Raw genomic sequence first — 12,624 nt, forward strand, 5'->3', positions numbered from 1 at the left:
AAACAACAATGAATTTCAATATTCAAGCCAGTAACAAGAAAACCCTGTTCTTGTTGTTAAGTGCCAGTCTGTTTCTTGCTGCCTGCGGTGAAAAGAAAACCGAATTGGGTGAGGGCTCGTCTGAGGTGACGGGCGCTGCCGGTCCTGCCGGTGCCAAAGGTGCCAGCAAGAGCCTGGTGAAGTGTGATGCACCGGTGGCTACCCTGTCACTGGTGGAAAACCCCAATGGCTACGTGATGAGCAGCCAGTACAACCTGCCGTCATCACCGGTGCCGCTGATACGTTTGCTGGCACAGCAAAGCGGATGTTTCCGCGTGGTGGATCGTTCATCTGGCCTGAAAGCAGTGATACAGGAACAGGAACTGAAAGACCAGGGCATCATCCGTAAAAATTCTACCGTTGCCAAAGGCAAGGGCTATGAAGCGCAATACACCATCACGCCCAGCCTGACGTTTTCTGAAAGCAAGGCCGGTGGTGGCATAGGTGCCATCATGGGCATGATACCTATTCTGAAAAACTTTACCGGCTATGCCGAAAAGGTCAGCTTCAAGGAAGCCCAGGTAGCCCTGCTGTTGACGGACAATGAAACGACCGAGCAACTGGCCGCATCAACTGGTTCTGCCAAGTCAACTGATCTTGGTATGGGTGGTTTGAGTTTTGGCGCGGGCGGTGGTGGTTTTGGTGCTGGCTGGAGCAATACCAATGAAGCCAAGGTCATCGTCGCAGCCTTCCTGGATGCGCACAATAAACTGGTGCCGCAGGTCAGACAGTTGCAAGAAAAAGAATTGCCTCCGGCAGTGCCGCTCAAGAAATAGTTGTTGTCATGCTATAGACAAAAAGGTCTGCAATGCAGGCCTTTTTGCTTTTCTGCACTCGTAAGCCAGGTCTGATAACCGTGTCTTTTGCAGTACAGCAAGCGTGGAAATGGCTTGTGCCGACGCGCTGTGCATACGCTAAACTTTTGGTTAAATTCATGAGATTTCTTTTGCAATTGGTAGTGTCAATTTAGTGGCGGCACAATATAAACAGGCCAATGTGAACTCTTGTTTCTTTTGAGAACGCAGTAAATAAAACTGCTATAAAGAAACTATTGACTGCCGGGATTGAGTTTATCTTGTCAGCGAATGATCACTTTCAAGGAGAAACCATGGATCGCTTATTGAGAAAATTACTGCCTGCCGCATTGCTGGCAACAGCGGCACTGACGCCACTGACCTATGCCGCTGGCGAGCATGGAAGCGAAGCCGAAGCACAGGACATGGTGAAAAAAGCCGTAGCCCTGGTCAAATCTGCCGGTGCAGAAAAAGCCTATAAGGTATTTACAGACCATCCTGATGGGGCATTCAAGGATAAAGACCTGTATGTATTTGTCTATGACTTCGACGGCAATTGCCTGGCACAGGGTGCCAATGCAAAAATGGTGGGGAAAAATCTCATCTCCATGAAGGATGTGGATGGCAATGCCTTTATCAAGGGCATGATAGATACCGTCAAGGCATCGTCCAAAGGGTGGTATGGTCCTTACAAATTCAATAACCCGGCGACCCAGTCGTATGAACTGAAGCGTTCCTACTGTGAACGTGGTGCCGGTGACAGCATGATCTGTGTTGGGACGTATTTCACCAAATAAGTAGGCTGCCGCTTGCCCGGGCTCGTCAATACGACGGGTCAGCACTCAGTATGTAAAGCTGCGCCATGAAATGAGTTTCAGGGCGCAGCGGTTTACTTTGCACAATAGCAAAAATGCTTGCGCTAAAGGCGCTAAAATGGTGCTGTCGAAGATATCCATATGGCTCTGCGTCGCATCCATAAGCACCATGCCTGAGTATAAAATCCCCGAATCTGTTCTTGTCGTTATCTATACGCCAGCACTTGATGTGCTGTTGCTGGAACGGGCTGATAAGGCCGGTTTCTGGCAATCTGTGACCGGCTCCAAAGACACACCCGACGAAGCCCTGATGGCGACTGCCATTCGCGAAGTTGCTGAAGAAACCGGCATCGACGCCACACAATACACTCTGCGCGATTGGCAATTGTCGAATGTGTACGACATTTACCCGGTCTGGTGTCATCGTTATGCACCCGGCGTGACGCGTAATACCGAACATGTGTTTGGCCTGTGTGTCAGCCCTGATGTCGCGGTACGCCTGGCACCACGCGAACACTTGCAGTACCAGTGGTTGCCGTGGCGCGAGGCGGCAGATCGCTGTTTTTCTGCATCGAATGCCGAAGCCATTCTGCAATTGCCAGAATTGATTGAATTAATGCAGGCCCATACCGACCTTACCAGTTAAAGAGACCCACAATGAAATTGCGCATCGCCACCTATAATATTCACAAGGGCGTCAGTGCATTTGGCCGCAAGGCGCGCATACATGGCATCAAGGATGCGATAGATCTGCTGGACGCGGACCTGGTATTCCTGCAGGAAGTGCAGGGCCAGCATGACCTGCACGCAGAAAACCACACTCTGTGGCCGCAAGAGGGCCAGCATGACTTCCTGGCCGGGCAGTCGCACCAGGCGGTGTATGGCATGAACGCCGTGTATGAACATGGCCACCATGGGAATGCCTTGCTGAGTCGCTATCCAATTGCTTCCTTTGCGAATCATGATGTGTCTGATCATGCCTATGAACAGCGTGGCATATTGCACGCCGTAGTGCGCGTGGAGGAAGTCGATGTGCACTGTTTCGTCATCCATCTGGGCCTGTTTGCTGCTAGCCGTCGCCGTCAGATACAGGCATTGATCCAGACCATCAAGCGTGATCTGCCTGCCCAGGCACCGCTGGTCATTGCCGGTGATTTCAACGACTGGAGCCAACGCCTGAGTCAGACCCTGTATCAGGAGCTGGGCGTGTTTGAAGCCTTTGATGTCGATGCACACCATGGCATGCCGCGTTTTTCATTGCGGAATATGCGTAACCTGTTTGCCAAAAACAAGGGTCGCCATGCCCGCACCTTTCCTGCCGGCCTGCCATGGCTATGCCTGGACCGGGTTTATTTGCGCGGCTTCAAAGTCAATGAAGCAGAGGTACTCAAGGGCGCGCCCTGGACCACGCTGTCAGACCATGTGCCTATCATGGTCAGCCTGGAATTGTTGACTCCTGCTGAAGCTGCATGAGCCGGCTGCATTTCGTCGCTGGCAATGATATACAACTGCTGCACAGTGGCGCGCAGTTCTTTCCCGCACTGATCAGTGAGATTGATCAGGCCAGCGCTGAAATTTATCTGGAAACCTATATTTTCGCCAACGACCAGACGGCTGTTGCCGTACAGACCGCACTGATACAGGCCGCTGCCCGTGGTGTGCAGGTCAGGGTGGTCATCGACTGGATAGGCAGTGATCGTCAGGCGGCCATTGATCTGACCCGGCGTTTCAATGATGCGGGTGTCGATTGTCGCTGCTTTAATCCCTGGTTCAAACGTGGTCTGGCACGTACCCACAGAAAAATCTGTGTCGTCGATCAGCAAGTCGCCATGGTTGGTGGTTTGAATATTATTGACGATTGCATAGCCGATGATGGGTCTGGTATCGTCCTGCCTTCCCCGCGCTGGGATTTTGCGGTGCGGGTGACCGGGCCACTGGTCGCCCATGTGCACCTGGAAGCGGAGGCGCAATGGCGCAAGCTGGGGCGCTTGGATTTTCGCTCGCGCTTTGCCCTGATGCGCCATCTGCATGCGGATGCCAAAAGCGGCGGCAAGCAAATCACCGCAGCCGCACTGGTGGTGCGGGACAATTTGCGCAATCGCACTACCATACAAAAAGCCTACCTGCATGCCCTGGGAACGGCCAGAAAACGTGCCATCCTGGTGACGCCTTATTTTGCGCCGGGCAGGAAATTCAGGCGAGCCATGATATCCGCCGCATCACGCGGGGTGGATGTCGTGCTCTTGCTGGGCGTAGGTCAATTCGCCTTACAGGACGCAGTGGCGCAATCCTTTTATGGCCCCCTGTTGCAGGCAGGTGTGCGCATCGTTGAATATCGCAAGACACAATTACATGCCAAGGTGGCCGTGGTGGACGGAGACTGGGCGACCGTGGGGTCCAGCAATTTCGATGGACTGAGCCTGTTCGTCAATCATGAAGCGAATATCGTCATACGCGACTGCGATTTTGCCGCTGCCTTGTCGTGTGAACTGGAGCAGGGGCTGGCGGATGGCGTAGAGATTCTGGCGGCCGACGTGCATAAGCAAGCATGGTATCGGCACGTCTGGCATGGCATTGCCTACCTGATCTACCGCGGCTTGATGCGCATCGTCACGTTTGGACATTACGGATGAAGCTGCACGGCGTTGATTTTACTTCCGCACCCACGCGCCGCAAATGCATCACCATTGCCAGTGGCATCCTGCATGCAGATCAACTGCAATTGCAGACGCTGACCAGCCAGCCTGACTTTGCGGCATTTGAAACCTGGCTCAGGCAGCCCGGCCCCTGGCTGGCGGGTTTTGACCTGCCATTTTCCCTGCCGCGAGAACTGGTGGAGTATCTGTGCTGGCCGACTGATTGGCCAGGCCTGATGCGCCATTTGCAAAGTCTTTCGCGCACCGACGTGCGCTTGCAATTCAAGGCTTTTTGCGATGCCCGTGCCGTCGGCAATAAATTCGCCCACAGGGCTACCGACATCCCCGCAGGTTCTTCGCCCTCCATGAAATGGGTCAACCCACCCGTCGCCTATATGCTGCACGCAGGGGCCCCGCGTTTGCTGGATGCTGGCGTTAGCATACCCGGCATGCATGTGGGTGACCCGCAACGTATCGCACTGGAAGCCTATCCCGGTATGGTGGCACGTAGCATAACGAAAGCCTCTTACAAGAGCGACGACAAGGCTAAACAGACGCCCGAACGCAGGCAGGCACGCGTACAGATAGTCGAAGCGCTGGAAGCCGGTAACACGCCGTGGAAAATCAAACTGGATCTGGGAAGTTTCAGAAACGAACTGATAGACGACGGCAGCGCCGATTTGCTGGATGCGGTGCTATGCATGCTGCTGGCCGCATGGGCCTGGCAAAGGCATGAGCAAAATTATGGTTTGCCTGCGTTTGATGCGCTGGAAGGGTGGATAGTTGGGGCTTGAGTTTTTAGCGTACTTTAAACTGCAGGGCGTACATAGTTATACCGTAGAAGAGCATGGCGTATACAGCCAGCCTGGGATCGACAATGGCAAATGCCAGGCCGCCGAAAACACAAGCCGCGGCCCGATACAAGGAATTTTCATTCCGGATTTTTGCTGCCAGTGCCGAGGCGATTGCTGCAAGCGCCAGGATGATGGCAGCATAAAAACACCAATCGACAATAGCGTTCGGACTCACATCAAATACAGATGCACGGAATATCTCTTCCGGGTAGATCTCGTGCAGGTCTTTTTTAAAGAAGAATTTCAAGACATCTGCATGGAAATTGATGGATTGCAGATAAGTCACGATGCTTATCATAACGATGGATACTATCCCGTGTAGCATGCCTGATATTCCCCAGCGGTTTTGGATTCTGCTTGTCCAGGTGAATCGGGCAGCGAAATGGCAGTGATTTGAGGTCGTAAAGATGCCTTTCAGGCTGATAAACATGCCGAGACAGATGAGTAGCATGATGCCAAGGTAAAACATGTTGCGGGTGAAGATACTGGCATCCTGAAACGCAGCTTGCGCATAGATTAATCCAGCTACCGCTGTAGTGGTCGTAATAAACACGGTTGCAAATAAGGTGTTGCCGTGTATTTTCTTGTTCAGTGCGGGTAGCAAGGTCTCCAGGATACCTAACAAGGGTATGCACACGGCATAGGACCCAAGGCACAGCGACAGCATGAACAGGGCTTTGAAACTAAGCACTGCCACACCCAATCCACGACCAGATGCGTCTTTAATAAGTCCGGCAACGAACCAGATCAGCGGCGCGAATAAGGGGGCGAGCACGTAGGTAAGAACAGGAGATTGCTGTTGATTATTTGTACGGTGATCAGTCTGCATTACGTGCTAACAAGTCTGGCTGGAAATCTGCATATGCATCCTCTTGCGGCAATTCAAAGTCTGTTTTCAGAATTATTCTCATAAAGATGACTTTCCGGCTTTCAAAGGTGGTGCCTTTAAGCTCATGTCTTGGGCTCAATAATCGGGCTCAATAACCGGGCTCAATACCAGAGGACCTAATTCACCCGCGTAACCGCCCGGACCCCATCCGTAATGAAGCGTAGCAGGTATGGTGCTGCCAGGTCAGCCTGCCGCGCCGGGCACAGGCCGTCAGAAAGGCGTTCTATGCGGATATCGACGACGTGGTGCAGCAGGGCACCCAGGGCGAACTGATAGCTCCAGTAGATGCTGTCGGCGGGTGCATGGGGCAGGGCATCGTGCAGTGCGGCGATGAATTCACGGGCCATGGGGTCATAGAATTCGCGGGTGATGCGTTCGCTGGCTTCATGCTGGTCAATGACACCGCGCATGACCATACGTGAAAAATTGGCTCCATCGGCTTTTTCATTGAGCCTGAGCACAGGTAGCACAAAGGCGGCGATGATGGCTTCAAGTGCAGTATCAGGTGCACTGTGTGCGCGTGCATGACGCAAGCCGTTCAGGCGTTCGGCGATATAACCGCTGTGATGTTCATAAATGGCGTAATACAGCTCATTTTTGGCACCAAAGTAGTAACCGATGAGGGCAATCGGTACCCCGGCCTCATGCGCGATGTCGCGGATGGAGACGCCTTCATAGCTTTGTGCGGCGAAGCATTTCTCAGCGGCAATGAGAATTGCGCGCTTTTTTCCACTTAGTTCTTCAACAGAGCTCATGAGCTGATCCGACCAAATTGGCAAGCATGCGAATATACATAAAATAATGCAAAACTTTGCCGAATTGTACGGTCGTTCAGTTTATTGTCTATGCGCACTGCAACATAGCTCAACTTGTTGACGGGCTTTGTTGTATGCACAAAGTGTGGGCAAAAATGGCTTGTATTTGCCTGACAGCTGCCATACATTGCATCAAAATAGTATGAACGTGTTTTTTAGCGTTATGCTTGGCTTTTGCATACTCTCATTTTCAGGAAAAGCGACATCTTTCATGAGCGACACCACCCGTATCGATAAATGGCTATGGGCAGCCAGATTCTTTAAAACCCGCAGCTTGGCGACCAATGCAGTCGAGCTGGGCCGCGTGATGCAAAACGAGCAGCGCGTCAAGCCAGCCCACAATGTCAAAGTGGGCGACCTGATCGAGGTACAGCAGGCTGAACAAGTGTGGCAGGTCCGGGTATTGCGCATACTGGAAATACGCGGGTCGGCGACTGTTGCCCAGACCATGTATGAAGAGACCGCTGAAAGTGCCGCAAAACGTGCCAAAGTGGCAGAAGACAGAAAGTATTTCCGCGAACCAACTGCGACAATGACAGTCAGGCCCACCAAGCGTGACAGACGGCAACTCGACCAGACCCGTGGTTCAGAATCTTGAATCTGGTCTTAAAAAACGGCAGGCAATACGGGTAGGTAAGACAGGCAGATAAGGTATAAGCAAGGTCAAAGGAGACAAAACATAATAGATACTCTCCTCTAAAGACGGAATCTGGTTTGACATTTCATGCGCCGTGCATAATAGTACGAGCGTTCGATAAATTCATTTGTTTGCATCACTTTTTAATATTGGTCTATGTAAGCATGAATCTTTTCAACACAATCAATGTAATATGAATATGACATCAAAATTCATGCGCAAGGGGGAGTTGACCCGTGCTGCCATTCTGGATGTAGCCCTGGACGCCGCCAGTCGTGACGGCATAGAAGGCCTGACCATCGGTTTGCTGGCCGACAAGATGAACATGAGCAAGTCTGGCGTGTTCGCCCATTTCGGCTCGCGTGAAGACTTGCAGATCGAAGTGCTGAAGCTGTATCACCACCATTTCGAACAGGAAGTGTTTTATCCCAGCATGAAAGAAGAACGTGGCTTGCCGCGTTTGCAGTCCATGTTTGCCTTGTGGGTCAAGCGTGTCACGGTAGAAATTGCTTCCGGCTGTATTTATATCAGCGGTGCTGCCGAATACGATGACCGGGCCGGGCCGATCAGGGATGAACTGGTGGGGATGGTGCATGCGTGGCAGGGTGCCTTGCAGCGGGCAGCTGCGCAGGCGATACAACTGGGCCATTTGCGCAACGATGTTGATCCTGAACAGATTGTGTATGAGATGTACGGCCTCATCCTGGCTTTGCACCATGATGCGCGTTTCTTGCGCAAGCCAGGTAGTGTAGGCCGTGCCGAAACCGGATTTGAACGAATGATCGAGTATTACGCGCCGGCGCATGTTACCGCTTGATGTTGATAGGCTTTGACACGCACCGCCGCAAAAAAATTTGTATCCACATTTACCGTTATAACTTTGCCGTCAGGAGAAAATCATGGGTCAATATATCGCTCCATTGCGTGATATGCAGTTCGTGTTGCATGAGCTGTTGAATGTAGAAGAAGAATTGAAACAGCTGCCCAAGCATGCTGATGTCGATGGCGACATCATCAACCAGATTCTGGAAGAAGGCGGCAAATTCACTTCCGCTGTGCTGTTCCCCTTGAATCACTCCGGTGACCGCGAAGGCTGCCATCACGACAAGACTAACCACACTGTCACCACACCAAAAGGTTTTAAAGAAGCCTACAAGCAATATGTGGAAGCGGGCTGGCCGGCATTGTCTTGCGACCCGGAATTCGGCGGCCAGGGCTTGCCACTGGTGGTCAACAATTCTTTCTATGAAATGTTGAATTCATCGAACCAGGCCTGGTCCATGTACCCTGGCTTGTCGCATGGTGCGTATGAATGTATCCATGAACACGGCACGCCAGAACAAAAATCCCTGTACCTGCCTAAGCTGATTTCCGGCGACTGGACTGGCACCATGTGCCTGACCGAGCCACATTGCGGTACTGACCTGGGTATGCTGCGTTCCAAAGCAGAACCACAGACTGACGGCAGCTACAAAATCACCGGCGCAAAGATTTTCATCTCTGCCGGTGAACATGATATGGCAGAAAATATCATCCATCTGGTGCTGGCACGCTTGCCGGGTGCACCAGAAGGTTCCAAAGGTATTTCCCTGTTCATCGTGCCTAAATTCTTGTCGAATGCAGATGGCAGCATTGGTGAACGCAACCCTATTTTCTGTGGCGCGATTGAAGAAAAAATGGGTATCCACGGCAATTCCACTTGCCAGATGAACCTGGACGGCGCAACCGGCTGGCTGATCGGTGGCCCGAACAAGGGTTTGAATGCGATGTTTGTGTTCATGAACGCCGCACGTCTGGGCGTCGGCATGCAAGGCCTGGGTTTGACAGAAGTTGCGTATCAAAATGCACTGGTGTACGCCAAAGACCGTATCCAGATGCGCAGCCTGTCTGGCCCTAAAGCACCAGACAAACCAGCTGACCCTATCATCGTTCATGCTGACGTGCGCCGCATGCTGTTCACGGCAAAAGCGTATGCCGAAGGTGCACGTGCATTCTGTTCCTACGTTGCCCTGCAACTGGATAAAGAATTCAACCACCCTGACGAACAGGTACGCAAGGATTGTGCTGACGAAGTCGCCTTGCTGACACCAGTCATCAAAGCCTTCATCACTGACAATGCATGGACTGCAACGTCTGAATGTCTGCAAGTGTATGGTGGCCATGGTTTCATCGCTGAATGGGGCATGGAACAATATGTACGCGATGCCCGTATCAACATGATTTATGAAGGCACGAATACCATTCAGTCCCTCGATTTGCTGGGCCGTAAAATCTTGATGGACAACGGTGCCAAACTGCGTAAATTTGGTGCCAAGGTTCAGGCATTTGTGGAAGCCAATGGCACTAACGAAGCACTGGCAGAATTCATCACACCATTGGCTGAGCTGGGTGACAAAGTCACCAAGCTGACCATGGAAATCGGTATGAAGGCTTTCCAGAATCCAGATGAAGTCGGCGCTGCTGCCGTCCCTTATCTGCGTGTCGTTGGTCACCTGGTCTACAGTTATTTCTTTGCACAAATGGCCAAGATCGCTCTTGAAAAGCAGGATTCTGGCGACAAATTCTATATCTCCAAACTGGCAACTGCCCGTTTCTATTTTGCCCGTTTGTATCCGGAAACAGCGATGCTGATCCGCCAGGCACGTTCTGGTTCTGCCAATTTGCTGGCACTCGAAGCTGACTTGTTCTAATCAAACATGCGCGCCACCCTGCCCACGCAGGGTGGCGCGTCCTACCTGAGGTTAAAAATGACCAATTTCATCGTTAAAAAAGTCGCCGTTCTGGGCGCTGGCGTGATGGGTGCGCAAATTGCTGCTCACTGTATCAATGCAAAGATACCTGTAGTCCTGTTTGATTTGCCAGCCAAGGAAGGTCCAAAAAACGGCATCGTCCTGCGCGCTATCGAGAATTTGAAAAAACTCAATCCTGCACCGCTCGGCAACAAGGATGACGCCGCCCTGATAGAAGTGGCCAACTACGAAGACAATCTCGACGTGCTGGCCGGTTGCGACCTGATCATCGAAGCCATTGCAGAACGCATGGACTGGAAGCATGACCTGTACAAGAAGGTTTCCCCGCACATTGCGCCAAATGCGATTTTCGCTTCCAATACCTCCGGCCTGTCCATCACCGCCTTGTCTGATGGCTTTGATGCAGAACTGAAAGCCCGTTTCTGTGGCGTGCATTTCTTCAACCCACCACGTTATATGCATCTGGTGGAATTGATCCCTACCGTTGCTACCCGTCCAGAAATCATCGACCAGCTCGAAGGCTTCCTGACGACTTCCCTGGGTAAAGGCGTGGTCCGCGCCAAGGATACACCTAACTTCATCGCCAATCGCGTCGGTATTTTCGGCATGCTGGCAACGATCTATGAAGCAGAAAAATTTGGCCTGACAGTTGACGTCGTCGATGACCTGACAGGCAAAAAACTGGGTCGTGCTTCTTCCGGTACTTTCCGTACCGCTGACGTGGTCGGCCTGGATACCATGGGCCATGTTATCAAGACCATGCAAGACAATCTAGGCGATGATCCTTTCTTCGCTGTCTACAAAACCCCTGAAGTGCTGGCCAAACTGGTCGCTGCAGGTGCTCTGGGTCAAAAATCCGGCGCAGGCTTTTACAAGAAAGTCGGCAAAGACATCCAGCGCCTGGACTTCGCCACAGCACAATATGTGACTGGCGGTGCCAAGGCGGACGAAGTCGTCGCCCGCATGCTGAAAGAAAAAGACCCGGTCAAGAAAATGAAGACCCTGCGTGAATCGACCAATGTACAGGCACAGTTCCTGTGGGCGATTTTCCGCGATGCCTTCCACTACATCGCTGTGCATGGCGCAACGATTGCCGACAATGCACGCGATATTGACTTCGCCATGCGCTGGGGCTTTGGCTGGAATGTAGGCCCGTTCGAGACATGGCAGGCATCTGGCTGGCAGGAAGTGGCTGGCTGGGTCAAGGACGATATCGAGGCCGGCAAGGCACTGTGCAATGCAGCGCTGCCAGCCTGGGTATTTGACGGACGCACGGGTGTGCACGCCGCTGAAGGTTCCTGGTCACCTGCAAGCAGCACTTACGTGCCGCGCTCCAACCTGGCTGTGTACGACCGTCAAGCCTTCCGTGCGCCGGTACTGGGTACAGGCGTGGCAACGGGCGCAACCGCCGGCACGACTTTCTTTGAAGATGAATCTGTCCGTATCTGGCATCAGAATGACGACGTACTGGTCTTGTCGCTGAAAACCAAGATGCATGTGATTGGCCCAGGCGTGATCGAAGGCATGGAAAAAGCCATCGCTGAAGCCGAGAAAAACTTCAAGGGGCTGGTCATTTGGAGTGCTGATGCTGCTGACGGCGGTGCATTCTCTGCCGGTGCTGATTTACAAGCGATGCTGCCTTTGTTCATGTCCGGTGGTGTGAAAGCGATTGAACCTGCGATCTCTCGCCTGCAAAATGCCCATCAGGCCTTGAAATACGCCAACATCCCTGTGGTTGCTGCCGTATCCGGCCTGGCACTCGGTGGTGGTTGCGAATTGATGATGCACACAGCCAAACGTGTCGCTTCCATTGAGTCTTACATCGGCCTGGTTGAAGTGGGCGTGGGCCTGGTACCTGGTGGTGGTGGCTTGAAAGAAGCGGCAGTACGTGCAGCGGCAGATGCCAAAGGCACGGATTTGCTGCAATTCCTGAAAAACTACTTCACCAATGCCGCCACCGCCGCTGTATCCAAATCAGCGCTGGAAGCACAGAAGATGGGTTACTTGTCTGCTGATGACGTCATCGTCTTCAACCCTTATGAATTGCTGCACGTCGCCAAGGTCGAAGCGCGTGCCATGTTTGATGCCGGTTACCGCGCACCGATGCGCAAACTGGTACCTGTCACGGGCCGTCACGGCATTGCCACCATTGCTGCACAACTGATCAATATGCGTGATGGCGGTTTCATCTCTGCCCATGATTTCAAACTGGGCAAAATGATTGCTGAAGTGGTGAGCGGTGGTGACATCGATAACGGTAGCCTGGTCAGCGAGCAATGGCTGCTGGACATGGAGCGCAAGGCGTTTATGGAATTGCTGAATCATCCAAAAACACAAGAGCGCATTATGGGCATGATGCAAACTGGCAAGCCAGTCCGTAATTAAAAAGGAAAAA

Annotated in this window: 12 protein-coding genes; 10 read left to right on the forward strand and 2 right to left on the reverse strand. The window is 52.4% G+C overall.

Annotation, left to right across the window (positions count from 1 at the left end; all coding sequences use genetic code 11):
• Positions 1-8 precede the first annotated feature (8 nt).
• The 6 genes from ACO0LM_RS04570 (at position 9) to ACO0LM_RS04595 (ending at position 5,078) form a co-directional block, all read left to right on the forward strand.
• Positions 9-815 (forward strand): CsgG/HfaB family protein, encoded by an 807-nt coding sequence (locus ACO0LM_RS04570; RefSeq protein ID WP_423034741.1) that lies wholly within the window; start codon positions 9-11, stop codon positions 813-815.
• 332 nt (positions 816-1,147) lie between these two features.
• Positions 1,148-1,630, forward strand: a complete 483-nt coding sequence (locus tag ACO0LM_RS04575; RefSeq protein ID WP_423034743.1) for a cache domain-containing protein — start codon at positions 1,148-1,150, stop codon at positions 1,628-1,630.
• A 187-nt stretch (positions 1,631-1,817) separates the two neighbouring features.
• Complete coding sequence (gene nudB / locus ACO0LM_RS04580; protein WP_423034745.1) at positions 1,818-2,294, forward strand: dihydroneopterin triphosphate diphosphatase; 477 nt, start codon at positions 1,818-1,820, stop codon at positions 2,292-2,294.
• A gap of 11 nt (positions 2,295-2,305) precedes the next feature.
• The gene (locus ACO0LM_RS04585; protein ID WP_423034747.1) at positions 2,306-3,121 is read left to right on the forward strand and encodes an endonuclease/exonuclease/phosphatase family protein; all 816 of its coding nucleotides are present in this window, start codon (positions 2,306-2,308) and stop codon (positions 3,119-3,121) included.
• Positions 3,118-4,281, forward strand: coding sequence for a cardiolipin synthase ClsB (clsB, locus tag ACO0LM_RS04590; protein WP_423034748.1), 1,164 nt, complete (start codon positions 3,118-3,120; stop codon positions 4,279-4,281). The genes ACO0LM_RS04585 and clsB overlap by 4 nt, the downstream gene beginning before the upstream one ends.
• A complete protein-coding gene (locus tag ACO0LM_RS04595; protein WP_423034750.1) occupies positions 4,278-5,078 on the forward strand; it encodes a DUF429 domain-containing protein in 801 nt (266 codons plus the stop codon). Before clsB ends, ACO0LM_RS04595 begins: the two co-directional genes overlap by 4 nt.
• A gap of 4 nt (positions 5,079-5,082) precedes the next feature.
• On the opposite strand, the gene ACO0LM_RS04600 is transcribed toward ACO0LM_RS04595, so the two are convergent.
• Both ACO0LM_RS04600 and ACO0LM_RS04605 read right to left on the reverse strand, forming a co-directional pair.
• Positions 5,083-5,967, reverse strand: coding sequence for a hypothetical protein (locus ACO0LM_RS04600; RefSeq protein ID WP_423034752.1), 885 nt, complete (start codon positions 5,965-5,967; stop codon positions 5,083-5,085).
• Positions 5,968-6,143: 176 nt separating this feature from the next.
• Positions 6,144-6,782, reverse strand: coding sequence for a TetR/AcrR family transcriptional regulator (locus ACO0LM_RS04605; RefSeq protein WP_423034754.1), 639 nt, complete (start codon positions 6,780-6,782; stop codon positions 6,144-6,146).
• A 271-nt stretch (positions 6,783-7,053) separates the two neighbouring features.
• Here ACO0LM_RS04605 and ACO0LM_RS04610 point away from each other — a divergent pair, with 271 nt between their 5' ends.
• From ACO0LM_RS04610 to ACO0LM_RS04625, 4 genes are all read left to right on the forward strand, one after another.
• Positions 7,054-7,440 (forward strand): RNA-binding S4 domain-containing protein, encoded by a 387-nt coding sequence (locus ACO0LM_RS04610; protein ID WP_423034756.1) that lies wholly within the window; start codon positions 7,054-7,056, stop codon positions 7,438-7,440.
• Positions 7,441-7,693: 253 nt separating this feature from the next.
• Complete coding sequence (locus ACO0LM_RS04615) at positions 7,694-8,296, forward strand: TetR/AcrR family transcriptional regulator (RefSeq protein WP_423035242.1); 603 nt, start codon at positions 7,694-7,696, stop codon at positions 8,294-8,296.
• An 82-nt stretch (positions 8,297-8,378) separates the two neighbouring features.
• Positions 8,379-10,169 carry an acyl-CoA dehydrogenase C-terminal domain-containing protein gene (locus ACO0LM_RS04620; protein ID WP_422988202.1) on the forward strand — a complete coding sequence of 597 codons (1,791 nt, stop codon included), beginning with the start codon at positions 8,379-8,381 and terminating at the stop codon, positions 10,167-10,169.
• Between the two features lie 57 nt (positions 10,170-10,226).
• Positions 10,227-12,614 (forward strand): 3-hydroxyacyl-CoA dehydrogenase/enoyl-CoA hydratase family protein, encoded by a 2,388-nt coding sequence (locus ACO0LM_RS04625; RefSeq protein WP_423035244.1) that lies wholly within the window; start codon positions 10,227-10,229, stop codon positions 12,612-12,614.
• Positions 12,615-12,624: the final 10 nt, after the last annotated feature.

Origin of the sequence: Undibacterium sp. Di26W, assembly GCF_049340265.1 — a bacterium.
Taxonomy (GTDB): domain Bacteria; phylum Pseudomonadota; class Gammaproteobacteria; order Burkholderiales; family Burkholderiaceae_D; genus Undibacterium.